Origin of the sequence: Streptomyces sp. NPDC127117 (assembly GCF_042677325.1) — a bacterium.
Lineage (GTDB): Bacteria > Actinomycetota > Actinomycetes > Streptomycetales > Streptomycetaceae > Streptomyces.
This window is the reverse complement of sequence record NZ_JBHXTM010000025.1, coordinates 103,086-125,787: the sequence shown is the minus strand read 5'-3', so window position 1 is coordinate 125,787 and position 22,702 is coordinate 103,086. Positions and strand designations below refer to the sequence as shown.

Sequence of the window (22,702 nt, the reverse complement as noted above, 5' to 3'; positions counted from 1 at the left end):
CCATCCGGGTGTGCCCGATGAGTCCTCATCCAGGGCATATGCGACCCTGGACGCATGATCTTCATCGCCGTCAAATTCACCGTCCGCAGCGAAGAGCGGGACAACTGGCTGCCCGCCGTCGAGCCCTTCACCCTGGCCACCCGGCAGGAGCCGGGCAATGTGTTCTTCGAGTGGTCGTACAGTGTCGAGAACCCCGACCAGTTCGTCCTGCTGGAGGCCTTCGCCTCTCCCGAGGCCGGTGCGGCCCATGTGAAGTCCGAGCACTTCGCCGCGGCCATGGACCTGATGGCGGACCTGGTGGCCGAGGTCCCCGAGATCATCAACGTGGAGGTGCCGGGCGAGGGCTGGTCCCGGATGGCGGAGGTCACCCCGCGCTCGCGGTGACGGCTCCGCACCCTTTGGGCACCGTCCCGGTCAGGCCGCGTGGCCGCCGTCCACCACCACCTCCGTACCGGTGATGTACGCCGCCTCGTCACCGGCCAAGTAGACGACGAGGGAAGCGACTTCGTCCGGGGTGCCGAAACGGCCCAGTGCGGTCGCCGAGCGCTGGCCGTCGGCGAACGGGCCGTCGGCCGGGTTGAGGTCCGTGTCGACCGGACCTGGCTGCACCAGATTGACCGTGATGCCGCGCGGGCCGAGCTCGCGGGCGAGCGGCTTGGTGAGACCGGCCAGCGCCGACTTGCTCATCGCGTAGAGGGTGGAGCCGGGGCCGCCCGCATGCCGGCTCAGGGCCGTACCGATGGAGACGATGCGGCCACCGCGCTCCATCAGCCCCGCCGCCGCGCGGCAGGCCAGGAACACCGCCCGCACATTCACCGCGAGCACCCGGTCCACATCGGCCGGGGTGAGGGTGTCGATGGGGCCGAGGACGCCGATCCCCGCGTTGTTGACCAGGATGTCCAGCCGGCCGAACGCCTCCGCGGCGCCGGTCACGGCCGCCGGGACCGCTTCGGGGTCGGCCGAGTCCACACGCAGGGCGATGCCCTGCCGGCCGTACGAGCGGATCCTCGCCACGACCTCGTGGGCGGCCACCTCGTCCTGTACGTACGTCAGTGCCACGTCGATGCCCTCCCGGGCGAGCCGCAGGGCCGTCGCGGCGCCGATGCCGCGGCTGCCCCCGGTGACGAGCGCGGTGCGGGTCTTGCCGGTGATGGTGCTGGTCATGATGGGCCCTTCGTCGTCGGTGGTGTCTCGGCCGGTGCCTCGACACGGACCAGCAAAGTCGTTCCGCCCGGCCGTCACCGGCGGGAATCGGACCCCTGCGTGGGGCGCCCTCCCCATGGCGCGGCCGGCGCGCACCGGTGAGTTCCGGGCGGCAGCGGGGTCAACAGGTGAAAGCCCATCGTCGGACCGGAACACAGGAGCAGGACCATGGCCGAGCTGACTCTCACCACCTTCCTGTCGCTCGACGGCGTGATGCAGGCCCCGGGGGCACCCGACGAGGACCGCAGCGGCGGGTTCGAGTACGGCGGCTGGACCGTGCCGTTCGCGGACGAGGGCATGCGGCAGTTCATCGACGAGCTGTTCGACCGGTCGGCGGCCTTCCTCCTGGGCCGCCGCACGTACGACATCTTCGCCGCGTACTGGCCCAAGGTGACCGACCCCGGGCACCGGGTCGCCGGCAGCCTCAACGCCCGCCCCAAGTACGTCGTCTCGACCACCCTGGAATCGCCCGAGTGGCACAACACGACCGTCATCTCCACGGACGTCGCCGGGGAGGTCGCCCGCCTCAAGGAGCGGACGGAGGGCGGCGAGCTCCAGATCCACGGCAGCGGGGCGCTCGCCCGGTCACTGATGACGCACGGCCTGATCGACGAGTGCAACCTCCTCGTCCACCCGGTCGTGCTGGGCCGGGGCCACCGGCTGTTCCCGGAGGGCGGCCTGCCGACCGCCTTCGAGCGGACCGGCGCGCGGGAGACCCGGAGCGGAATCACGGTCCACACCTACCGGCCCGCCGGCCCGGCCGAGTTCAGCAGCTTCCCCCTGGAGGACTGAGCGGGCCGGGACGTCCGGAGGCGCTGCTCCGGAAGGGGTGTCCCGGACGGGGCCGTGCCCGGTACGGTGATCGTTCCGCGTGCGAGCCGTCGAGGTCTCCACATCGTTCCCGCTGTGGAGAACCAGGAGAAGCAGCCAGGTGTCCTCGATCGCCGTGCCCACCCTCGCCCCGTCCCGCCGTGCCTGGCTCACCGATCTGCCCGTGCTGCTCGTCGCGGCCGTCTGGGGTTCGAGCTACCTGGCGGCCAAGGGCATCACCACCACCCAGACCGTCCTCGCCGTGCTAGTGCTGCGGTTCGCCGTCGTGCTGCCCGTGCTGGCCGTGGCCGGATGGCGCAAGCTACGGGCGCTCCGCGCGGCGCAGTGGCGGGGGGCCGGCCTGCTGGGGCTCGTCCTCAGCGCGATCTTCCTCGTGGAGACGTACGGCGTCGTCCACACGTCGGCGACCAACGCGGGGCTCATCATCAGCCTCACGATGATCTTCACCCCGCTCGCCGAGGCCGCCGTGACACGTGTCCGCCCGCCCCGGGCCTTCCTCGCCGCCGCCGCGCTCTCGGTCGCCGGAGTGGTGCTGCTGACCCAGGGCGGCGGATTCACCAGCCCCTCGGCCGGCGATCTGCTGATGCTGGTGGCCGCGCTCGCCCGTACCGTGCACGTCCTGCTGATGGCCCGCATCAAGTCGGTGCGGGGCGCCGACTCGCTGTCGCTGACCACGGTCCAGCTCGGCAGCGCGGTTGCCGTCTTCGCCCTGCTCTCGGCCGTTCCCGGCACCGGCGAGGCGCCGTGGACGGTGGCCGCGGGATTCGGCGTCCGGGAATGGGGCGGGCTGCTCTTCCTCTCCGTCTTCTGCACGCTCTTCGCCTTCTTCGTGCAGATGTGGTCCGTGCGCCGCACTTCGCCGTCCCGGGTCAGCCTGCTGCTCGGCACGGAACCGCTGTGGGCCGCCGCCGTGGGCATCGCGATCGGCGGCGAGCGGCTCGGAGTCCTCGGCGCGGTGGGCGCGGTACTCGTCCTGGCCGGCACCGCCTGGGGCCGCCGCGCGGTCACCCCGGCCGCTCCCTGAGCGGGCCGGCGGCCACCGCCGTCGCGCCGCCCGTCCGAAAGTCTCGTCCTCCGCGACTTTGGTCGCCGGTCACGTCCGCACGGCCGGGATCGCCCGCCCGACCTGGGTAGTTTTGTGGCATGACCCGTACGGAATACCGCTGGCTGCTGCCCTCGGCGATGGCCGATCCCGAGCTGCCCGGCGACCGGCACGGCCGCGCGCGACGCACCGTGCGGGACTGGGCCGTCGACCTGACCGCCTTCCTCTGCGCGGCCGCGGTGGGCATGGTCACGGTCGCGACGATCGAGGCCGACCCCACCACACCCGACGGCGTCCTGCTCGCCGACATCGTGGTCGGTGCCCTGGCCTGCTGTGCGCTGTGGGTGCGGCGGCGGTGGCCGTTCGGCGTCGCGGTGGGCCTGGTCCTGGTCTCCGCGATCGAGCCGGTCGCGTCAGGGGCCATGCTCGTCGCGCTGTTCGGCGTGGCCGTGCACCGCCCGTTCCGGCCCGTGGCGGCCGTCGGGGCGCTTGCCCTGCTCCTCACCCCAGTACAGCCGTATCTGCGTCCCGACCCGGGCACCTCGTTCGTCGAGGCCACGGTCATCGGGGCGCTGCTGCCCCTGCTGGTGATCAGCTGGGGCATGGCCGTACGGTCCAGGCGGCAGCTCGTCGTCACCCTGCGCGAACGGGCCCACCGCGCCGAGACCGAGGCCGGACTCCGCGCCGAACAGGCGCAGCGGCTCGCCCGCGAGGCCATCGCCCGCGAGATGCACGACGTCCTCGCCCACCGGCTGACCCTGCTCAGCGTCCACGCCGGCGCCCTCGAATTCCGCCCCGACGCACCGAAGGCCGAGGTGGCCCGCGCGGCCGGGGTCATCCGGGACAGCGCGCACGAGGCGCTCCAGGACCTCCGCGAGATCATCGGAGTCCTGCGCAGCCCGGGCGAGAGCGACGGCGACCGGCCGCAGCCCACCCTCGCCACGCTGGACTCGCTGATCGACGAATCCCGGATGGCCGGCATGAAGGTCACCCTCGACAACCGTGTCGACGACCCCGGCGCGGCCCCCGCCGCCACCGGCCGCACCGTCTACCGCATCGCCCAGGAGGGCCTGACCAACGCCCGCAAGCACGCCCCCGGCACCGAGGTCACCGTCACCGTCACCGGCGCACCGGGCGAAGGGCTCACCGTCGAGGTGCGCAATCCGGCGCCCACCGAACCCTTCGAGCAGGTCCCCGGTTCCGGCCAGGGGCTCATCGGCCTCACGGAACGCGCCACCCTGGCCGGGGGCAGCCTCGACCACGGGCCGGAACCGGACGGCGGATTCCGGGTCCGGGCCTCGCTGCCGTGGCCGGCCTGACCGCCGCGGGTGACCGGGGCCCCGGCGCGGCCGGCGTCCGGGCCTGGCTACGGTGGTCGCCATGACCACCCCGACCCCGATGGACCCCGCGGCACAGCCCGTCCGGCTGATCATCGTCGACGACGACCCGCTCGTACGCGCCGGGCTCAACCTCATGCTCGGCGGCGCCGACGACATCGACATCGTGGGGGAGGGCGCGGACGGCACGGATGTCGCCGAACTCGTCGACCGGCTGCGCCCCGACGTGGTGCTGATGGACATCCGGATGCCGGGCATGGACGGGCTGACCGCGACCGAGTCGCTGCGCACCCGGCCCGACGCCCCGGAGGTCATCGTCCTGACGACGTTCCACGCGGACGAACAGGTGCTGCGGGCCATCCGTGCCGGAGCGGCCGGCTTCGTACTGAAGGACACCCCGCCGGTGCGGATCGTCGACGCGGTACGACGGGTGGCGGCCGGTGATCCGGTGCTGTCGCCCGCGGTGACGCGTCAGCTCATGGCACGCGCGGCCGGCACCGGACCCCGGACCGGCCGCGACGACCGGGCGGACCGGGCCGAGCGGGCACGGGCGCGGATCGCCGCACTCGCCGAGCGGGAACGCGAGGTCGCGATCGCCGTCGCATGCGGCCGTTCCAACGCAGAGATCGCCGCCGCGCTCTACCTCAGCGTGGCGACCGTGAAGACCCAGGTGTCCCGGATCCTGGCCCGGTTCGGCTTCAACAACCGTGTCCAGATCGCGCTGTTGGTGCACGACGCGGGCCTGCTCGACGATGACGGCACGGAACCGGCGACATAGGGTGAACCGGTCGGTCCGAAACGATCGAGCCGATCGGGCCGTCAGAGCGGGAGGGGCGATCCCATGTCCGATGCCAGTGGCCGTGCCGAGGTCGATGTCGATCTGAGCGGGGTCGCGGAATTCACCGCGAACCCGTATCCGTACTACGAGAAGCTCCGCGCCACCGGCCCGGTGCACACCGTCCGCACCGACGAATTCGAGCGCGTCTGGCTGGTGGTGGGGTACGAAGAGGCCCGCGCCACCCTCGCCGACCCGCGGTTCGCCAAGGACTGGCGGGGCCTGCCGGGCGCACCCGCCGAGAGCGACCCCATCTTCCTCAACATGCTGGAGCTGGACGCACCCCACCACACCCGGCTGCGCAAGCTCGTCGCCCGGGAGTTCACCGCCCGCCGGGTCGAGTCGCTGCGCCCGCGCGTCCAGCAGATCACCGACGAACTCCTCGACGCGATGGTGCCCGCCGGCCGCGCCGATCTCGTCGACGCGCTCGCCTTCCCGCTGCCGATGACCGTCATCTGCGAGCTGATCGGTGTGCCGGACCTGGACCGCGACGCATTCCGCAGGCTGTCGAACGGCATCATCACCCCCGCCTCGCCGCTCCAGGAGATCGAAGCGGCGCGCGCCATGAACGAGTATCTGTGCGAACTCATCGAGGACAAGCGGTGCTCGCCCGGCGACGACCTGATGAGCGCCCTGGTCCGGACACGTGACGAGGAAGGGGACGCGCTGTCGCCCGACGAACTCGTGGGCATGGCCTTCCTGCTGCTCGTCGCGGGCCACGAGACCACGGTCAACCTGATCGCCAACGGGGTACGGGCACTGCTCGACCACCCCGCCCAGCTGGCGGCCCTGCGCGACGACCCGGAGCTGACCGGCGGTGCGGTCGAGGAGATGCTGCGCTACGACGGGCCGGTGGAGAACGCCACGTTCCGCTATCCCCGCGAGCAGGTCGAGATCGGGCAGCGGATCGTCCCGGCGGGCGCCCCGGTCCTGGTGTCCCTGGCGGGCGCCGACCGGGACCGCGCCCGCTACCCGGAACCGGACACCTTCGACATCCGCCGCGACGCCCGGGGCCACCTGGCCTTCGGGCACGGTGCCCACTTCTGCGTGGGTGCGCCGCTGGCCCGGATGGAGGGCCGGATCGCGATCCGTACGCTGCTGGAGCGGTGCCCCTCCCTCGCGCCGGACGCGGAGGCGGGGGAGCTGGACTGGATTCCCGGGATGCTGATCCGCGGGGTGCGCGGGCTGCCCGTCCGCTGGTGAGCCGAGGCGCCCCGGACCGAGCGGACCTGACCCGGAGACGGGCGCGGCGGCGTCCTACGCGCAGGGCCCCGCCGCACCGTCGGCGATCTCCGCGACCGTCACCGGGCGCCGCTCCCGGCGGGAGACCTCGCACGCCTCCGCGATCAGCAGGGCGAACCACGCCTCCCGGCCGTCGCACGGATTGGGCCGCTCGCCCCGCACCACCCCTACGAACGCGTCCAGTTCGGCCTCGTACGCCGGGGCGAACCGCTCCAGGAAACCGGGCCAGGGCGAGGAGGGGGCCGAAGGCCCCCCAGGTTCGGCCGAGGTGACCGGTGTGCGGTCGTCCAGGCCGACCGTGATCTGGTCCAGCTCGCCCGCCAGTTCCATCCGTACGTCGTAACCGGCGCCGTTGCAGCGGGTGGCCGCCGCCGTGGCCAGGGTGCCGTCGTCGAGGGTCAGCAGCACCGCCGCCGTGTCGACATCTTTGGCCGCCCGGAACATCCCGGGCCCGGCATCCGACCCGGCGGCGTACACCTCGGTCACCTCACGCCCCGTCACCCACCGCAGCATGTCGAAGTCATGGACCAGGCAGTCCCGGTACAGCCCCCCGGAGAGCGGCAGATACGCGGCGGGGGGCGGGGCGGGGTCCATCGTCACCGCCCGCACGGTGTGCAGCCGGCCCAGCGCACCGGCCCGCACGGCGGCACGGGCCGCCCGGTAACCCGCGTCGAACCTGCGCATGAAGCCCAGTTGGAGCACGCTCCTGGCCCCCTCGACCTCGCGCAGCGCGCCCAGCGTTCCCGGCAGGTCCAGTGCGATCGGCTTCTCGCAGAACGCCGGGAGCCCCGCCCGCGCCGCCCGGCCGATCAGCTCCGCGTGCGCCGAGGTGGCCGAGGCGATCACCACCGCGTCCACCCCCGCGCCGAACACCTCGGCGGCGCCCGGGACCGCCTTCGCGCCGACGCGCTCGGCGACCTCCGCCGCCCGCGCCCCGTCGGTGTCCGTCACCACCAGGGCGTCCACCTCGGGATGGCGGGCCAGCACGCCCGCGTGGAAGGAACCGATCCGGCCGGTGCCGATGAGTCCGATACGCATGGACCCAACGTGCCGCCCGTCGGCTGCGCTGTCAACCATATGTCCTGACAAGGTGCCCCTTGTTCGTTGGTCATGCTGTCCGGACAACAGGACGACCGGACTTCCGGAGTTTCTGACGTGAGGGATACCCTCCACGCGTGCCCAAACCCACCACCGACCCGGCCGCACTCGAACTCGGCGTGGACCGCTCCAGCCCGATCCCGCTCTACTTCCAGCTGGCCCAGCAGCTGGAGGCCGCCATCGAGCAGGGCCGGCTCGCCCCCGGCAGCCTCCTCGGCAACGAGATCGAGCTGGCGGCACGGCTCGGCCTGTCCCGGCCCACGGTCCGCCAGGCCATCCAGTCGCTGGTCGACAAGGGGCTGATGGTGCGCCGTCGCGGTGTCGGTACCCAGGTGGTGCACAGCAGGGTCAGGCGCCCGCTCGAACTGAGCAGCCTCTACGACGACCTGGAGGCCGCGGGCGGGCACCCCACGACCCGCGTCCTGCGCAACACCGTCGAACCCGCCGACGCGGTGGTGGCCGACGCACTCGCGGTCGCCGAAGGCACCGACGTACACCTCGTCGAGCGGCTGCGGTACGCCCACGACGAGCCACTGGCACTCCTGCGCAACCACCTGCCGCTCGGGATCGTCGACCTGGACACCGCGCGGCTGGAGGCCACCGGCCTGTACCGGCTGATGCGCGGCGCCGGGATCACCCTGCACAGCGCCCGCCAGACCGTGGGCGCCCGCCTCGCCACCGCCGACGAGGCGGCCGGGCTCGCCGAGGCGGAAGGGGCCGCCCTGCTGACCATGGAGCGCACCACCTTCGACGACACCGGGCGCGCGGTCGAGTTCGGCTCCCACATCTACCGGGCCTCCCGCTACACCTTCGACTTCCAGCTGCTCGTACGGTGACGACTTCCAGCTGCTCGTACGTGACGACGGCCGCCCGGCCCCGTTGACGCCGCGTACGACCACCGCTAGAACTCCTCCAGCCGCACTCGGGCGGCCGGGAGAGAAGGCGGACCCACCATGCGTACCTCTCGCAAGGCAGCAACCCTGATCACCGTCGCGGCCCTCGGCATCGGGCTCACCGTCACCGGCTGCAGCGGATCCGGCGGCCGCAGCGCCGAGGAGAAGCCCGCGGGGGACAGCGGGGGGTCGGCCGCCGGGACACCCCGGATGAAGATCGCGATGGTCACGCACTCCGGGGAGGGCGACACCTTCTGGGACATCGTGCAGAGCGGCGCGAAGCAGGCGGCGGCCAAGGACAACGCCGAGTTCCTGTACTCCGCGAACAAGGAGGGCAAGGAACAGGCCCAGCTCGTCCAGGCCGCCATCGACCAGAAGGTCGACGGGCTGATCGTCACCCTCGCCAAACCGGAGGCCGTCAAGGACGTCGTCGCCAAGGCCGTGAAGGCCGGGATACCCGTGGTGACCATCAACTCGGGCGCGCAGTTCTCCACGGAGATCGGCGCGCTCGGGCACATCGGGCAGGACGAGAAGGTCGCGGGCGAGGCCGTCGGCGACGAGCTCGGCGCACGGGGCCGCAGGAAGGCCCTCTGCGTCATCCACGAGCAGGGCAACGTGTCGCTGGAGGAGCGCTGCGCCGGGGTGCGCAAGACCTTCGGCGGCAAGGTCGAGAACCTGAACGTCGAGGGCACCAACATGCCGGCCGCCACCTCCTCGATCGAGGCGAAGCTCCAGGCCGACAAGGACATCGACGCGATCGTCACCCTCGGCGCCCCGTTCGCCGCCGCCTCCGTCAAGGCCAAGGAGGGCTCCGGCAGCACGGCCGAGGTCGACACCTTCGATCTGAACGCCGAGGTCGTCAAGCGGCTGAAGGCCCGGGAGGTCGGTTTCGCCGTCGACCAGCAGCCCTACCTCCAGGGCTACCTCGCCGTCGACGAACTGTGGCTGAACCGGACCAACGGCAACGTCGTCGGCGGCGGAAGGCCGGTGCTCACCGGCCCGGCGATCGTCACCGCGAAGGACGTGCCGCAGCTGGAGAAGTACACGGCGCGCGGTACCCGGTGAACCTCCCGCGCACCGCCGGACCCACCCGCCGCCGACACACGCGTCCCGCCCCTGCCGGGCGGTGCCGACGAAGGCTCGGGGATACTTGGCCAGCCGGGCCGGGAGCACACCATCCCCGGCCCCTCCAAGCAGCACAGCGAGCAGCACAAGAAGGGCACGGCGTCGTGGCAAGGGTTCGGACAGGGGTACGTGCGATGGGCGCCGTGCTTGCGGCGGTGCTCGGGGCTTCCCTCGTGGGATGCAGCAGCACCGGTGGCAAGCGGGCGGAGGAGCGCGCGGCCCGGGCCGCCGCCGAGGGCCGGGCCGCGGTGGACACACCCCGCTGGACCTTCGCGATGGTCACCCACTCGGGCGACGGCGACACCTTCTGGGACATCGTCCAGCGGGGCGCGGAGCAGGCAGCCGTCAAGGACAACATCAAGTTCCTGTACTCGCACAACGACGAGGCGCAGCAGCAGGCACAGCTGGTGCAGGCCGCCATCGACCAGAAGGTCGACGGGCTGATCGTCACCCTCGCCAAGCCCGACGCCATGAAGGACGTCGTGACCAAGGCCACCAGGGCCGGAATCCCGGTGATCACGGTGAACTCGGGCTCCGCGGAGTCCAAGCGGTTCGGCGCCCTCACCCACATCGGCCAGGACGAGTCCATCGCGGGCGAGGCGGTCGGTGAGGAGCTCAACACACGGGGCCGCAAGAAGGCGCTGTGCATCCTGCACGAACAGGGCAACGTCGGCCACGAGCAGCGCTGCGCCGGAGCGAAGAAGAGCTTCGACGGCCAGATGCAGAACCTGTACGTCGAGGGCACCAACATGCCCGATGTCCAGGCGTCCATCGAGGCCAAGCTCCAGGCCGACAAGAACATCGACGCGGTCGTCACGCTCGGCGCGCCGTTCGCGGACGCCGCCGTCAAGGCGAAGAAGACCGCGGGCAGCAAGGCCGAGATCGACACCTTCGACCTGAACGCCAAGGTCGCCACCGCCCTGACGGACAAGACCCTCGGCTTCGCGGTCGACCAGCAGCCCTACCTCCAGGGGTACGAGGCCGTCGACCTGCTCTGGCTCTACCGCTACAACGGCAATGTGCTCGGCGGCGGACGCCCGGTCCTCACCGGACCGCAGATCGTCACCGCCGAGGACGCCGCCGAACTGGCCGAGTACACGAAGCGGGGAACCCGATGAGCACGGTTGCCGGACCGTCCGCCCCGGCCCCGGCCGGGGCCGACGAGCGGCTGATGCGTACCTCACCGCTGCGCAGGCTGCTCGGCCGCCCCGAGCTCGGCTCGGTGGTCGGTGCCGCGGCGGTCTTCATCTTCTTCTCGATCGTCGCCGACAGCTTCCTGCGCGCCTCCAGCCTCGGCACCGTGCTGTACGCGGCCTCGACGATCGGGATCATGGCCGCGCCGGTGGCGCTGCTGATGATCGGCGGCGAGTTCGATCTCTCCGCCGGTGTGCTGGTCACCAGCTCCGCGCTGGTCTCGTCGATGTTCAGCTACCAGATGACCGCCAACGTCTGGGTCGGCGTCTTCGTGTCGCTGCTGGTCACCCTGGCCGTCGGGGCGTTCAACGGCTTCATGCTCACCCGGACCAAACTGCCGAGCTTCATCATCACGCTCGGTACGTTCCTGATGCTGACCGGCCTGAACCTGGGCTTCACCAAGCTGATCAGCGGGACCGTGTCCACCAAGGCCATCGGGGACATGGAGGGCTTCGACTCGGCCCGCAAGGTCTTCGCCTCGCAGTGGACGATCGGCGGCGTCGAGTTCAAGGTCACCATCCTGTGGTGGGCGGTCCTCGTCGCGATCGCCACCTGGATCCTGCTCCGTACCCGCTTCGGCAACTGGATCTTCGCGGTCGGCGGCGAGGCCGACGCGGCCCGCGCGGTCGGCGTACCGGTGATCCGCACCAAGATCGGGCTCTACCTCGGGGTCGCCTTCGCCGCCTGGGTCTCCGGCCAGCACCTGCTGTTCTCCTTCGACGTGGTGCAGTCCGGCGAGGGCGTCGGCAACGAGCTGATCTACATCATCGCGGCCGTCATCGGCGGCTGTCTGATCACCGGCGGCTACGGCTCCGCGATCGGCTCCGCGGTCGGTGCCTTCATCTTCGGCATGACCAGCAAGGGCATCGTGTACGCGGAGTGGAACCCGGACTGGTTCAAGTTCTTCCTCGGAGCCATGCTGCTCCTGGCCACCCTGCTCAACGCATGGGTACGCAAGCGCGCGGAGGCGACGAAATGACGGCCCCCAAGGCACCGGCCGACCGGGAGACGCCCCACCGGGCGCTCGTCGAGCTGGACCACGTCAGCAAGTTCTACGGCAACATCAAGGCCCTGACGGACGTCTCGCTGGAGGTCCACGCGGGCGAGATCTCCTGCGTGCTCGGCGACAACGGCGCCGGCAAATCCACCCTGATCAAGATCATCGCGGGGCTGCACCGGCACGATGCCGGAACCTTCCTCATCGACGGCGAGGAGACCACCCTCGTCAACCCGCGCGACGCCCTGGACCGCGGCATCGCCACGGTCTACCAGGACCTGGCCGTCGTCCCTCTGATGCCGGTCTGGCGCAACTTCTTCCTCGGCTCCGAGCCGACCACCGGCGCCGGCCCCTTCAAGCGCCTCGACGTGCGGCTGATGCGCGAGACGACCCGCTCCGAGCTGCTGCGCATGGGCATCGACCTGCGCGACGTCGACCAGCCGATCGGCACCCTCTCCGGCGGTGAGCGCCAGTGTGTCGCCATCGCACGGGCCGTCTACTTCGGCGCCAAGGTCCTCGTTCTGGACGAGCCCACCGCCGCGCTCGGCGTCAAGCAGTCCGGGGTGGTGCTCAAGTACGTCGCGGCCGCCCGCGACGCGGGTCTCGGCGTGGTCCTCATCACGCACAACCCGCACCACGCGTATCTCGTCGGGGACCGTTTCGTCCTGCTGAAGCGGGGCGCCATGTCCGGCAGCCACACCAAGGAGTCCATCACCCTGGACGAGCTGACCCGCCAGATGGCGGGCGGCAGCGAGCTGGAGGAGCTCAGCCACGAGCTGGAGCGGGCCCCCGCGCCGACCCGTCTCGGCGGCCACCCGGTCCCCGGCGACCCCGAGTAGCCCCCGGCCCCGTACCCACGGGTCCGCCAGCCCCGGTGCCCCGGCAGTGGCAGAATCGAGCCCGACGGGCGCAGTCCGCCGCCGGGAGCACCGCCCCCGGCCACCCCCAGACCCCGCAGGGACGATGAGCACGTACCGCGACTTCACACACCGCGGCTCCGCCCGCGCCACCGTCCTTCGGACAGTGGGCACCCGGGAGCGGCGCTCGCACCTCACGGCACCGCGGGTACCCACCGTCGGCATCGACATCGGCGGTACGAAGGTGATGGCGGGCGTCGTCGACGCCGACGGCAACATCCTGGAGCAGCTGCGCACCGAGACTCCGGACAAGTCCAAGAGCCCCAAGGTCGTCGAGGACACCATCGTCGAGCTGGTCCTGGACCTCTCCGACCGGCACGATGTGCACGCCGTCGGCATCGGCGCGGCCGGCTGGGTCGACGCGGACCGCTCCAAGGTGCTCTTCGCCCCGCACCTCGCCTGGCGCGACGAACCGCTGCGCGACGCCCTCGCCTCCCGCCTCGTCGTCCCCGTCATGGTCGACAACGACGCCAACACCGCCGCCTGGGCGGAGTGGCGGTTCGGCGCGGGCCGCGGCGAGGACCACCTCGTCATGATCACGCTCGGCACCGGCATCGGCGGCGCGATCCTGGAGGACGGCCAGGTCAAGCGCGGCAAGTACGGCGTCGCCGGTGAGTTCGGCCACATGCAGGTGGTGCCCGGCGGGCACCGCTGCCCCTGCGGGAACCGCGGCTGCTGGGAGCAGTACAGCTCCGGCAACGCACTCGTCCGGGAGGCCAAGGAGCTGGCCGCCGCGGACTCCCCGGTGGCGCACGGGATCATCGAGCGGGTCAAGGGCAACATCCCCGACATCACCGGCCCCCTCATCACCGAACTGGCCCGCGAGGGCGACGCGATGTGCGTCGAGCTCCTCCAGGACATCGGCCAGTGGCTCGGCGTCGGCATCGCCAATCTGGCCGCCGCGCTCGACCCCTCCTGCTTCGTCATCGGGGGCGGCGTCAGTGCCGCCGACGACCTGCTCATCGGCCCCGCCCGGGACGCCTTCAAGCGCCATCTCACCGGCCGCGGCTACCGGCCCGAGGCCCGGATCGCCAAGGCCCAGCTCGGCCCGGAGGCGGGTATGGTCGGCGCCGCGGACCTGGCCCGGCTGGTGGCCCGCAGATTCCGCCGTACCAACCGTCGCCGGGTCGAACGGTACGAGCGGTACGCCCAGATCTACGACCAGGCCGCGAGCACCATCCGCAATACCCGCAACACCCGCACCTCCTAGGGATCCCCAGACACATGACCGCAGCCGAGCACCCCGTCCTGCCGCGTCAGTCCACGCCGCCCGACGACGGCCGGCCGCCGCAGGACCGGCGCCGGATGATCCGCCGCAGGCTGATCACGGCGACCATCATCGTGCTGCTCATCGGCATCCCGGCCGGCTATCTGCTGATCTCGGCCGGGCAGAGCCGCCGCGCCGGGCAGAACAAGGAGGCCGAGGCCTCCGCGCAGGGGCTCCGGGAGGGCTGGCCGTCCCGGATGCAGCGCCGGATCTTCGAGCTGCCGATGCCCGGAAACTCCCTGGACGTGCAGTACTACGAGACCAACAACTGGAAGGCCAGCCGGCTGTACGTGGAGTTCCGCACCACGTCCGCCGGGCTCGACCGCTTCCTCGGCCGGATGGGCAGCGGGCGCTCCGACCTGGAGCCCGGCAAGGTGACCATCGGCGAACGCGACCGGAAGGTCTCGGGCTGGGAGTTCGGCCCCGGGACCGACTGGGCGGGCACCAGGCACACCAACAAGGACCCGCGTCCCACCCAGGACATCATGGTGAACATGACCGACCCGATGAACCCCGTCGTGTACGTCGTCTCCGCGGCGACCCCCTGAGCGGGAGAACAGTCCCGACGGCACCCCTCTCAGGCGCGCCACCGATGAACCGCGCCGATGAACCGCGCAGATGAGCCGGGCCGCTGAGCCGGGCCGCTGATCCGGGCTGCTGAGCTGCGCCGATGAGCCGCTGAACCGCGCCGCTGAGCTGCGCCGCTGAACCGCGCCGGTGAGCCGCGCCGTGCCACTGGGCCGCGTCACCCGGCGGTGGCCGCCTCGGCCGGTTGTGCGCGGGCGCGCAGTGTGCCCGGGGCCAGCCCGAGCCGGGTCTCGGCCGTCTCGATGGCCACATCCCCGTAGTCCGGGCCCTCCTGCGGCGCGTCGTCGTTCGCGTACGCCCCCAGCCCGTCGACCGTGATGAGGATGTGCAGGGCCGCCCTGACCTCGTCGTCGGTCGTGAACTCTCCGGCCCGTACGCCCTTGCCGACCAGGGCTACCACCTCGGCGCGCGTCTGCGACTCCTGCGCGCTCACGGCCTCGCGCAGCGCGTCCTTGAACCTGCTGAGATGCCGCGCGTTGAGCCACAGTCGGCTCAGATCCCGGTAGTCGCCGTCCGTCAGGCGTACCAGGAAGCGGGCCAGCCGCTCCACGGGCGGCAGCTCCTCCTCGTGCGACGGCAGCAGCGACCCGCGCTCCGTCGTGGCCGCGAAGGCGAACGCCTCGCCCAGCAGATGGTCCGCGACCGGGAAGTAGTGGCCGATCAGGCCCGGCCGGACGCCCAGGGTGTCGGCGACGCGGCGCAGCGTGATCCGCTCCAGTCCCTCCTCCAGCCCGATGCGGGCGGCGGTGCGCACGATCTCCGCGCGGCGCTGCTCGGGCAGTTTCCTGGATTGCTTCGGCCGAGGTCTTGACGTCATGGACCAAAGGTTATTGGATCAGTGACCAATAAGTTGTTGGCCATGTGCCCAATAAAGGCAGCGTCGCCTGGACATCCGAGAGGCCTCGATGACGACACGACCCACCACCTCCGCAGGAGCTGTCGACGGGCAAGGCTCCGAGCGCTCGGGGCAGCTGGAGACCCGCGGGATCGATCTGGTTCCCGCCGAGGAGCGCGCCGGCCGCCCACGACAGCTCTTCGCGGTCTGGGCGGCGCCCAACGTCAGCTATCTGAGCCTCGTCGTCGGCGCCACGCTGATCCTCATGGGGCTCACGCTCCCGCAGGCCATCGGCATCATCCTGGCCGGGAACCTGCTGTGGATCTGTACGGGCGTCATCGCGGCCGGCGGACCGGTGGCCGGCACGAGTGGCTCGGTCATCTCGCGCGCGTTCCACGGCGTCATCGGCAACAAGTTCGTGCTCGTCCTGACCGGCTGGCTCATCGCCGCGGCCTACCTCGCCCTGAACTGGTCGGCCGCCTCGGTCGCGGGCATCGGCCTGGCCGCCCGGCTCGGGCTGCCCGACAACGCGGCCGTCCACGCGGCCGTCATCTGCCTCATCGCGGCGGCGACGCTGCTGATCGCGATCTACGGATACGCGACGATCGTCCGCCTCTACACCGCGCTCAGCATCCTGCTGACCGTCGTGTTCATCGTGGTCACGGGCTATGTGCTCGCCGCCGCCGACTGGTCCTACACGCCGGCCGAGCCCCTGAAGGGCGGCGCACTCACCGCCGCGATCGGCATCGGCTTCGCCATCATCGCCTCCACGCCGCTGTCGTACAGCAACAGCCCCGACCTGGCCCGCTACCTGCCGCGCGACAGCAGCCCGGTCGCCATCGCCGGCTGGACGGCGCTCGGCGCGTACGTGCCCAGCGTCCTGTTCACCACGGTCGGCGCGCTCGCGGCCACCACCCTCGACATGACCGACCCGCAGGCCGCGCTGGAGGGCATCCTGCCGGGCTGGTTCGTCCCGGTCTTCGTCGTCGCGGTCGTCGTCAACACCATGGCGAACAACGGCATGACGGCCTACAGCGCCGGACTGTCCATCCAGTCGGTCGGCGTCCGCCTCGCGCGCATCCCCGCGGTCCTGACCATCGGCATCCTCGGCGCGATCATGACGCTGTACGCGATCCTCGTCTGGGACTTCCTGACCAGCGTCAACACCATGCTCCAGCTCGTGGTGGTCGTGACCGGCCCGGCCATGGCGGTGGCCGTGACCGACCTGGTCATGCGGCGCAACCGCTACAACGGGGCGGAGCTGCTGGAACAGGAGCGCGGCGGGCCGTTCTGGTACCACCGCGGTGTCCACTGGTGCGGCATCCTCGCGCTGGTCACGGGCGGTGTCACCGCCCTGATGTGGGTGAACACCAGCTTCTGGACCGGCCCGCTCGCACAGGTCATGGGCGATGTCGACCTGTCGATTCCGGCCGGCATGGCCGTCGCCGCCGCCGTCTACTGGGCCGCTGCCCGCATCCTGCGGACCATTCCCCGCCCCTGACGGCCTCCGCCGCCCCCGCCCCACGCACAGCACCACCGGAAGGAAACCCGTGTACGCCGATGTCATCGTGACGGCCGATCACGTAGAGACCCTCGACGAAGAGGCACTCGACCCGCAGGCGAACGCGATCGCGATCCGCGACGGCCGCATCCTCGCGATCGGCAGCGTCCCGGACCTCGAACCGGTGCGCGGCCCCGGCACGGTCGTCCACACGTTTGAGGGCGCCACCGTCCTGCCGGGCCTCACCGACGTCCACGCCCATCCGGTGTGGGGGTCGATAGAGACCGGCAGCGGCGTGGACCTCTCCGGCGCGTCGACGCTCGACCAGGTGTTCACCTGCCTGGCCGACGCCGCGCGGGGACGGCCGGCGGACGGCTGGATCACCGGCTTCGACCTCGACGTCAATGTCTTCGACGGCGACCCCACCGGCACCGTGCTCGACGGTCCGTTCCCCGGCCGGCCGATCTCGCTGATGACGCGGGACGCGCACGCGCTCGTCGTGAGCCCCCGGGCGGTCGAACTCATCGGGCTGACCGGCCGCGAGACGTTCACCGACGCCTCGTCGGTCGAGGTCGGACCGGACGGCCGCCCGACCGGACACGTGGTCGAACTCCAGGCGATGGACCTGGTGTTCACCCACTATCCCGAGGTGCCGGTGGACACCGCCGCCGGGTACGTGCTCCACCAGCTCGACAGCCTCGCGCGCAGCGGGCTGACCGGACTGCACGCGCTCGACTTCACCGATCCGTCCGAATCCGTGTACCGGCACATCGAGGAACACGGGGAACTGCCGCTGCGCGTCCGCTGCTCCCCGCTGGTCCCGGCCGACTCGGCCCCCGAGGTGTGGCAGGACATCGCCGACCAGCAGGGCCGGCGCGGGCGGCGCTGGCACGTCGAGGGCGCGAAGTTCATGCTCGACGGCACGGCGGACAACGGCACGGCGTGGTTCGAGCGGCCGGACACCCACGGCGAGAACCGTGAGCCGCTCTGGCGCGACCTCGACGCCTACCGCGCCGCCATGCGGTTCTTCACCGAACGCGGCATCCCCACCGCGACCCATGCCATCGGCGACCAGGCCGTCCGGTTCGCGCTCGATGTCATCGAGGAGGTCGGCCCGGCCGGCCGCGCCCCCCACCGCATCGAACACATCGAGTCCGTCCCCGACGACCTCCTGGGCAGGTTCGCCGAACTCGACGTCGTGGCCAGCCTCCAGCCCGTGCACGGCACCCGGCACACACGGGCCGACGCCACGGACAACTGGTCGCGGCGGATCGGCCCCGACCGCGTCGCCCACGGCTGGCGCACCCGCGACCTGCTGGACCACGGCGCCGTCGTGGCACTCGGCTCCGACTGGCCCATCGGCCCCGGCGATCCGCGCATCGGCCTCGCCGACTGCCAGCTGCGACGCCCGGTGGAGGAACCGGACACCGCACCTGTCCAGCCCGGCCAGGCGATCTCCGCCCGCGAGGCCTACACCGGCATGACCGCGGCGGCCGCGCACGCCGCCGGTGCCTCGGACGAGCTCGGCAGGATCGCGCCGGGCCACCTCGCAGATCTCACCGTCTTCGCCGCGAACCCGCTCGACCTCACCCCCGACGCACAGCCCGCGAACCCCGTCCTCGCGACGGTGGTCGGCGGCGCGGTGCAGCTCCACCCGAACAGCACGGAAGGAAACCGGTGACCCCCATGCCCATTCCCCGCCCCGAACACCGCCCCCACATCAAGGCCGCCGCCACCGACCCGTACGAGCGAGGCGTCGCCCGGGGCGAGCAGCTCCGCGACGGCATCCCCGCCGCGATCGAGGTGTACGACCGGCTCTTCGCACTCGGCGGTATCACCACCGCCCGGGTACGGGAGGACGCCGAGCGCGCCCTCGACGCGATCGGCGCCTTCCGGCCCGCGGCCCGTACCGAGATCTCGGGCATGGCCCAGGGGTCCGGAACCGAGGAGTGGCGCGTCGCCGCACTCAACGCCCGCACCGAGATCCTGGCCCGCAGTGTCGCCGTGCCGCCGGGGGAGTGCACCACGATCGTGCGCCGCGACGACGCCATGGGCACATTCGGCGTCCAGACATGGGACTGGCACGTCGAGCTCAACGGCATGTGGCACACGCTGGAGTTGCGCGGCGGCACCCATGATGTCGTCGGCCTCACCGAGAACGGCATCCTCGGCAAGATGGGCGTCAACAGCGCCGGTCTCGCCCTGCACTTCAACATCCTCGGCCATGTCGACGACGGCATCGGCGGCGTCCCCGTCCATGTGCTCGCGGCCATCGTCCTCGAAGAGGCGGGCAGCGTCGCCGAGGCCGTCGAGATCATCCGCGGCGCGCCCCTCGCCTCCTCCGGATCGTTCGCGCTCTTCGACGAGACCGACGCCGTGCTGCTCGACATGAGCCCCGTCGGCATCTTCGAGATGCGCCCCGAGAACGGCACGCTGGTGCGTACGAACCACTTCCTGACACCGACGCCGGCCACCGGCGAGAAGACCTGGCTCTACCAGCCCGATTCGGGCGAGCGCTACGACTTCGTCCGGGACCGCCTCGTCCGCAGACAGCCGCCGACCACCGTCGACGAGCTGGCGGACGTACTGGTGACCGGAGCCGGTGAACCCCCGGTGACCTGCCTGCCCGACCCGGACAAGCCGCTCGGCCAGCGCTGGGCCGGCCTCGCCACCATCACCCTGGAGCCCGCGACCCGGACGGCCAGGATCCTCGACGGCACGCCCGCCGACATCGGCGTACGCGACTGGCGGGTCCTCAGCGCCGGCTGATCCCGGCGCCGCGCCCGCGGGCGCGGACGACGAGCGGACCGGCCGGATCCTCAGGACCCGGCCGGTCCGCTCGCGTTGTGTGATCCCCGTCCGCGCGACGACCGACGACGGACCCGGCGGGCCCGCCTACCGCACGGCCCGCAGCAGGCCGGCGATCTCCGTGAAGCCGTGCCGCTCGGCGTGTTCGAGGGCGGTGACCCCCTCGCCGTCCGGGAGGTTCGCCGTGGCACCGGCGGTGATCAGCAGCTCGACGATCTCCTGGTGCTCCGGCCCGCCGTCGCCGAGGATGACGGCCTCCAGCAGAGCGGTCCAGCCGAGCCGGTTGACGTGGTCGACGTCGATGCCGGTCTCGCGGAGGACGGCCCGGACGTAGTCGACGTGAGCGCGCTCGCTCGCGGGGATGAGGGAGGTGCCGCCGAAGCGGTTCGTCACCTTCAGGTCGGGGCCCGCCGGGAGCAGGGCTCGCATCATGGCGACGCTGCCGGTGACTCCGGTGACCAGCCAGGGGCTGTCCAGGCGGTCGTCCTGGGCGTTGGGGTCGGCACCGGCGGCGACCAGTGCCCCGGCGACGGCCACGTGGTCGGCGAGCGCGGCCAGCAACAGGGGTGTGCGCAGATGCGCGTCGCGGGCCTCCACCACCGCGCCCGAGGCGAGGGCGGTCCGGACGGCGTCGGCGTCACCCGTCTCCGCGGCGTGCAGCAGATCGCGGTCGAGGTCGTTCATCGTGGTGCTCCCGGAGCTCCAGGGGGTGCGGGTGCGCAGCGTGCACAGGGTCGTCGTCATCGTCGTACGCACCGCGATCCCGATCCCCGCCCGCAGGGCCGCGCGGACGCGGGCGGCGGAGAAAGGGGACCGGCGGCGCACGGTACGGGGGGTTCTGTGCGCCGCCGGGGTCACAGCGGCCGTACCTCGCAGAGGCGTCGGCATGGCCAATGGCTACTTGGCGAGCTCGGCGACGCCGGCCTGGGCGAACTTCTCGTCCAGGTCGCCCGACGGGGCGCCGGCGACACCGATGCCGGCGATCGGAGCGCCCTTGGCCGTGACCGGGGCGCCGCCGGCGAGGAACAGGGTGCCGGGGATGTCCTTGAGGGTGGGGGCGTTGGTGAGGCGCTTGGCGAGCTCGGAGGTGGGGGCGTTCCAGGAGACGGCGGTGAACGCCTTCTTCTGGGCCGCCTCGTAGGACTGCGGGCCGGCGCCGTCGCCGCGCAGGGTGACGATGGTGTTGCCGTTGCGGTCGACGACGGCGACGGAGACGCGCTGGTACTCCTTCTCCGCGGCCTTCAGGGTGGCCTCGGCGGCCTCGGTGGCGGCCTCGACCGTCAGGTGCGTCGTCCGCATCGTGTTCTTGTTCTTCGCGTCGGCCTTGGCGACCGCGGCGGCCGGAGCGGCGTTCGCCGAGACCGCGCCGAAGGCACCCGCACCGAGCGCGGCGAGGGTCACGCCGGTGGCCAGGACGCGGGTCCGCTTCGAGATCTTCTTCATGGTGTCTGTTCCTTGCGGTCGTCGCTCGGGTCGGGACCGCCCGGGCGGTCCCGGGGCGGGGAGGCCGGGAGGACCTGCGCCGTCCCGCTCCGGAATCAATCCTGGGGCCGTGGAGGGCCTCGACCGGTCGACCCGGCGGCTCGTCGTCGGCGCCCGCCCGGTGGACGCCGGGGTCATCCGATCGGTTGACCCGGCCCGCCGAGGGCAGCCGGAACTGGCCGGACAGGTACGGGGCCCGGCCCCGGCAACGCAGACGCAAATTATAGATGCCATCGATAAAGCTCATCGATATTGAGTCTTGGACTCTATAGAGCCTGGTCGTGCATGGTGGAACACGTCAGTCCAACGGGGCCGGCAGCTACCGAGAGGAGTGACCATGTACGACCTCGCCGAAGGTGTCGGGGCCTTCCAGCGCGATGTCTTCCCGGCGAAGGCGGAGCTCTTCGCCCACCTGGCCGGCACCCACCGGCCGTCGACGCTGTTCATCAGCTGCTCGGACGCCCGCGTGGTTCCGGAGCTGATCACCAGCAGCGAGCCGGGCGAGCTGTTCGTCGTCCGCACCGCCGGAAACCTCGTCCCCGCCCACACCCCCGCACCGGACGGCATCGCGGCCAGCATCGAGTACGCCGTCGCCGTCCTCGGTGTGAAGGACATCGTGGTGTGCGGGCACTCGGCCTGTGGCGCGATGACCGCCCTGGCCGCGCACCACGACCTGTCCGGCGCACCCGCGATCGCCCACTGGCTGCGCCACGCCGACGCCTCGGTCGCCCGCACCGCCGCCGACGGGCAGGATGTGGCGGCGCTGGTGCGCGAGAACGTGCGCGCCCAGCTCGCCAACCTGGCCACCCACCCCTCGGTGGCCCGGGCCAGGGCCGCGAACGAGGTCACACTGCGCGGCTGGGTCTACGACATCCCCACCGGCATCGTCGAAGAGCTCGACGTCACCGGCGGGGCCGCGGCCCTCGTGGCCTGACCACCACCACAACACCCCACACCACCATGACCACCCGGGCACACCCCGGGGCCGGTGCACCGAAGGGAATCCCTCTCATGACGCACGCCCAGTTCGACCCCACCGCCCGCCAGCTGCTCGCCGCCGCCGCGGTCGAGGCCAAGACCCGCAAGGACCTGACGTGGCAGCAGGTCGCGGACGCCGCCGAGCTGTCGGTCGCGTTCGTCACCGCCGCGGTCCTCGGCCAGCACGCCCTCCCGGCGGCTTCCGCCGAGGCCGTCGCCGAGCTCCTCGGCCTGGACGAGGACGCGGCGATGCTCCTTCGGACCATCCCCACCCGCGGCTCGATCCCCGGCGGTATCCCCACCGACCCGACCATCTACCGCTTCTACGAGATGCTCCAGGTCTACGGCACCACCCTCAAGGCCCTGGTCCACGAGCAGTTCGGTGACGGAATCATCTCCGCGATCAACTTCAAGCTGGACGTCAAGAAGGTCGCCGACCCCGAGGGCGGCGAGCGCGCGGTCATCACCATGGACGGCAAGTACCTGCCGACCAAGCCCTTCTGACGTTTCATCAGCGCGTCATTGAGCG

At 71.8% G+C, this 22,702-nt stretch carries 23 protein-coding genes; 18 read left to right on the top strand and 5 right to left on the bottom strand.

Annotation, left to right across the window (positions count from 1 at the left end; genetic code table 11):
• Positions 1-54 precede the first annotated feature (54 nt).
• Positions 55-384: a putative quinol monooxygenase gene (locus tag ACFVH0_RS22710; protein WP_385822715.1), complete on the top strand. Its 330-nt coding sequence runs from the start codon at positions 55-57 to the stop codon at positions 382-384.
• A gap of 30 nt (positions 385-414) precedes the next feature.
• Here the strand turns inward: ACFVH0_RS22710 and ACFVH0_RS22705 are convergent, their stop codons facing one another.
• Positions 415-1,164, bottom strand: a complete 750-nt coding sequence (locus ACFVH0_RS22705; protein WP_385822713.1) for an SDR family NAD(P)-dependent oxidoreductase — start codon at positions 1,162-1,164, stop codon at positions 415-417.
• A 207-nt stretch (positions 1,165-1,371) separates the two neighbouring features.
• Between ACFVH0_RS22705 and ACFVH0_RS22700 the strand changes: the two genes are divergently transcribed.
• The 5 genes from ACFVH0_RS22700 to ACFVH0_RS22680 all read left to right on the top strand — a co-directional run bounded on the left by ACFVH0_RS22700 (position 1,372) and on the right by ACFVH0_RS22680 (position 6,451).
• Positions 1,372-1,995, top strand: a complete 624-nt coding sequence (locus ACFVH0_RS22700; protein ID WP_385822711.1) for a dihydrofolate reductase family protein — start codon at positions 1,372-1,374, stop codon at positions 1,993-1,995.
• Between the two features lie 139 nt (positions 1,996-2,134).
• On the top strand, positions 2,135-3,058 hold the full coding sequence (locus ACFVH0_RS22695) for a DMT family transporter (RefSeq protein ID WP_385822709.1): 924 nt from the start codon (positions 2,135-2,137) through the stop codon (positions 3,056-3,058).
• Positions 3,059-3,177: 119 nt separating this feature from the next.
• A complete protein-coding gene (locus tag ACFVH0_RS22690; RefSeq protein ID WP_385822707.1) occupies positions 3,178-4,395 on the top strand; it encodes a sensor histidine kinase in 1,218 nt (405 codons plus the stop codon).
• Positions 4,396-4,456: 61 nt separating this feature from the next.
• On the top strand, positions 4,457-5,191 hold the full coding sequence (locus ACFVH0_RS22685) for a response regulator (RefSeq protein ID WP_385822705.1): 735 nt from the start codon (positions 4,457-4,459) through the stop codon (positions 5,189-5,191).
• A gap of 63 nt (positions 5,192-5,254) precedes the next feature.
• A complete protein-coding gene (locus tag ACFVH0_RS22680; protein WP_385822703.1) occupies positions 5,255-6,451 on the top strand; it encodes a cytochrome P450 in 1,197 nt (398 codons plus the stop codon).
• Positions 6,452-6,505: 54 nt separating this feature from the next.
• Here ACFVH0_RS22680 and ACFVH0_RS22675 read toward each other — a convergent pair whose 3' ends face one another.
• On the bottom strand, positions 6,506-7,528 hold the full coding sequence (locus tag ACFVH0_RS22675) for a Gfo/Idh/MocA family oxidoreductase (RefSeq protein WP_385822701.1): 1,023 nt from the start codon (positions 7,526-7,528) through the stop codon (positions 6,506-6,508).
• A 137-nt stretch (positions 7,529-7,665) separates the two neighbouring features.
• On the opposite strand from ACFVH0_RS22675, the gene ACFVH0_RS22670 reads away from it, so the two are divergent.
• The 7 genes from ACFVH0_RS22670 (at position 7,666) to ACFVH0_RS22640 (ending at position 14,529) form a co-directional block, all read left to right on the top strand.
• Positions 7,666-8,424 carry a GntR family transcriptional regulator gene (locus ACFVH0_RS22670; RefSeq protein WP_385822699.1) on the top strand — a complete coding sequence of 253 codons (759 nt, stop codon included), beginning with the start codon at positions 7,666-7,668 and terminating at the stop codon, positions 8,422-8,424.
• Positions 8,425-8,541: 117 nt separating this feature from the next.
• Positions 8,542-9,546: a sugar ABC transporter substrate-binding protein gene (locus ACFVH0_RS22665; RefSeq protein ID WP_385822697.1), complete on the top strand. Its 1,005-nt coding sequence runs from the start codon at positions 8,542-8,544 to the stop codon at positions 9,544-9,546.
• 194 nt (positions 9,547-9,740) lie between these two features.
• Positions 9,741-10,724: a sugar ABC transporter substrate-binding protein gene (locus tag ACFVH0_RS22660; RefSeq protein ID WP_385822695.1), complete on the top strand. Its 984-nt coding sequence runs from the start codon at positions 9,741-9,743 to the stop codon at positions 10,722-10,724.
• The gene (locus tag ACFVH0_RS22655) at positions 10,721-11,779 is read left to right on the top strand and encodes an ABC transporter permease (RefSeq protein WP_385822693.1); all 1,059 of its coding nucleotides are present in this window, start codon (positions 10,721-10,723) and stop codon (positions 11,777-11,779) included. Before ACFVH0_RS22660 ends, ACFVH0_RS22655 begins: the two co-directional genes overlap by 4 nt.
• Positions 11,776-12,636: an ATP-binding cassette domain-containing protein gene (locus tag ACFVH0_RS22650; protein WP_385822691.1), complete on the top strand. Its 861-nt coding sequence runs from the start codon at positions 11,776-11,778 to the stop codon at positions 12,634-12,636. Before ACFVH0_RS22655 ends, ACFVH0_RS22650 begins: the two co-directional genes overlap by 4 nt.
• Before the next feature lie 124 nt (positions 12,637-12,760).
• Complete coding sequence (locus ACFVH0_RS22645; protein WP_072486134.1) at positions 12,761-13,924, top strand: ROK family glucokinase; 1,164 nt, start codon at positions 12,761-12,763, stop codon at positions 13,922-13,924.
• Between the two features lie 14 nt (positions 13,925-13,938).
• On the top strand, positions 13,939-14,529 hold the full coding sequence (locus ACFVH0_RS22640) for a hypothetical protein (RefSeq protein ID WP_385822689.1): 591 nt from the start codon (positions 13,939-13,941) through the stop codon (positions 14,527-14,529).
• 197 nt (positions 14,530-14,726) lie between these two features.
• On the opposite strand, the gene ACFVH0_RS22635 is transcribed toward ACFVH0_RS22640, so the two are convergent.
• Positions 14,727-15,386, bottom strand: a complete 660-nt coding sequence (locus ACFVH0_RS22635; RefSeq protein WP_385822687.1) for a TetR/AcrR family transcriptional regulator — start codon at positions 15,384-15,386, stop codon at positions 14,727-14,729.
• Positions 15,387-15,474: 88 nt separating this feature from the next.
• Between ACFVH0_RS22635 and ACFVH0_RS22630 the strand changes: the two genes are divergently transcribed.
• From ACFVH0_RS22630 to ACFVH0_RS22620, 3 genes are read left to right on the top strand one after another with little or no spacing between them, the layout of a single operon-like run.
• Positions 15,475-16,905 (top strand): purine-cytosine permease family protein, encoded by a 1,431-nt coding sequence (locus ACFVH0_RS22630; RefSeq protein WP_385822685.1) that lies wholly within the window; start codon positions 15,475-15,477, stop codon positions 16,903-16,905.
• A gap of 49 nt (positions 16,906-16,954) precedes the next feature.
• Positions 16,955-18,586, top strand: a complete 1,632-nt coding sequence (locus tag ACFVH0_RS22625) for an amidohydrolase (protein ID WP_385822683.1) — start codon at positions 16,955-16,957, stop codon at positions 18,584-18,586.
• Between the two features lie 5 nt (positions 18,587-18,591).
• The gene (locus ACFVH0_RS22620) at positions 18,592-19,674 is read left to right on the top strand and encodes a C45 family autoproteolytic acyltransferase/hydolase (protein WP_385822682.1); all 1,083 of its coding nucleotides are present in this window, start codon (positions 18,592-18,594) and stop codon (positions 19,672-19,674) included.
• 126 nt (positions 19,675-19,800) lie between these two features.
• Here ACFVH0_RS22620 and ACFVH0_RS22615 read toward each other — a convergent pair whose 3' ends face one another.
• Positions 19,801-20,397 carry an ankyrin repeat domain-containing protein gene (locus ACFVH0_RS22615; protein WP_385822723.1) on the bottom strand — a complete coding sequence of 199 codons (597 nt, stop codon included), beginning with the start codon at positions 20,395-20,397 and terminating at the stop codon, positions 19,801-19,803.
• Positions 20,398-20,610: 213 nt separating this feature from the next.
• Positions 20,611-21,156: a heme-binding protein gene (locus ACFVH0_RS22610; RefSeq protein ID WP_385822680.1), complete on the bottom strand. Its 546-nt coding sequence runs from the start codon at positions 21,154-21,156 to the stop codon at positions 20,611-20,613.
• Positions 21,157-21,532: 376 nt separating this feature from the next.
• On the opposite strand from ACFVH0_RS22610, the gene ACFVH0_RS22605 reads away from it, so the two are divergent.
• Both ACFVH0_RS22605 and cynS read left to right on the top strand, forming a co-directional pair.
• Positions 21,533-22,129: a carbonic anhydrase gene (locus ACFVH0_RS22605; RefSeq protein WP_385822678.1), complete on the top strand. Its 597-nt coding sequence runs from the start codon at positions 21,533-21,535 to the stop codon at positions 22,127-22,129.
• Between the two features lie 77 nt (positions 22,130-22,206).
• Complete coding sequence (gene cynS, locus ACFVH0_RS22600; RefSeq protein ID WP_385822676.1) at positions 22,207-22,677, top strand: cyanase; 471 nt, start codon at positions 22,207-22,209, stop codon at positions 22,675-22,677.
• Positions 22,678-22,702: the final 25 nt, after the last annotated feature.

What these genes read in the sequence shown, in the direction of transcription:
- ACFVH0_RS22710 (WP_385822715.1), top strand. Translation starts at nt 55, where the DNA reads ATGATCTTCATCGCCGTCAAATTCACCGTCCGCAGCGAAGAGCGGGAC.
- ACFVH0_RS22705 (WP_385822713.1), bottom strand. Translation starts at nt 1,164, where the DNA reads ATGACCAGCACCATCACCGGCAAGACCCGCACCGCGCTCGTCACCGGG.
- ACFVH0_RS22700 (WP_385822711.1), top strand. Translation starts at nt 1,372, where the DNA reads ATGGCCGAGCTGACTCTCACCACCTTCCTGTCGCTCGACGGCGTGATG.
- ACFVH0_RS22690 (WP_385822707.1), top strand. Translation starts at nt 3,178, where the DNA reads ATGACCCGTACGGAATACCGCTGGCTGCTGCCCTCGGCGATGGCCGAT.
- ACFVH0_RS22685 (WP_385822705.1), top strand. Translation starts at nt 4,457, where the DNA reads ATGACCACCCCGACCCCGATGGACCCCGCGGCACAGCCCGTCCGGCTG.
- ACFVH0_RS22680 (WP_385822703.1), top strand. Translation starts at nt 5,255, where the DNA reads ATGTCCGATGCCAGTGGCCGTGCCGAGGTCGATGTCGATCTGAGCGGG.
- ACFVH0_RS22675 (WP_385822701.1), bottom strand. Translation starts at nt 7,528, where the DNA reads ATGCGTATCGGACTCATCGGCACCGGCCGGATCGGTTCCTTCCACGCG.
- ACFVH0_RS22665 (WP_385822697.1), top strand. Translation starts at nt 8,542, where the DNA reads ATGCGTACCTCTCGCAAGGCAGCAACCCTGATCACCGTCGCGGCCCTC.
- ACFVH0_RS22660 (WP_385822695.1), top strand. Translation starts at nt 9,741, where the DNA reads ATGGGCGCCGTGCTTGCGGCGGTGCTCGGGGCTTCCCTCGTGGGATGC.
- ACFVH0_RS22655 (WP_385822693.1), top strand. Translation starts at nt 10,721, where the DNA reads ATGAGCACGGTTGCCGGACCGTCCGCCCCGGCCCCGGCCGGGGCCGAC.
- ACFVH0_RS22650 (WP_385822691.1), top strand. Translation starts at nt 11,776, where the DNA reads ATGACGGCCCCCAAGGCACCGGCCGACCGGGAGACGCCCCACCGGGCG.
- ACFVH0_RS22645 (WP_072486134.1), top strand. Translation starts at nt 12,761, where the DNA reads ATGAGCACGTACCGCGACTTCACACACCGCGGCTCCGCCCGCGCCACC.
- ACFVH0_RS22640 (WP_385822689.1), top strand. Translation starts at nt 13,939, where the DNA reads ATGACCGCAGCCGAGCACCCCGTCCTGCCGCGTCAGTCCACGCCGCCC.
- ACFVH0_RS22635 (WP_385822687.1), bottom strand. Translation starts at nt 15,386, where the DNA reads ATGACGTCAAGACCTCGGCCGAAGCAATCCAGGAAACTGCCCGAGCAG.
- ACFVH0_RS22630 (WP_385822685.1), top strand. Translation starts at nt 15,475, where the DNA reads ATGACGACACGACCCACCACCTCCGCAGGAGCTGTCGACGGGCAAGGC.
- ACFVH0_RS22620 (WP_385822682.1), top strand. Translation starts at nt 18,592, where the DNA reads ATGCCCATTCCCCGCCCCGAACACCGCCCCCACATCAAGGCCGCCGCC.
- ACFVH0_RS22615 (WP_385822723.1), bottom strand. Translation starts at nt 20,397, where the DNA reads ATGAACGACCTCGACCGCGATCTGCTGCACGCCGCGGAGACGGGTGAC.
- ACFVH0_RS22610 (WP_385822680.1), bottom strand. Translation starts at nt 21,156, where the DNA reads ATGAAGAAGATCTCGAAGCGGACCCGCGTCCTGGCCACCGGCGTGACC.
- ACFVH0_RS22605 (WP_385822678.1), top strand. Translation starts at nt 21,533, where the DNA reads ATGTACGACCTCGCCGAAGGTGTCGGGGCCTTCCAGCGCGATGTCTTC.
- cynS (WP_385822676.1), top strand. Translation starts at nt 22,207, where the DNA reads ATGACGCACGCCCAGTTCGACCCCACCGCCCGCCAGCTGCTCGCCGCC.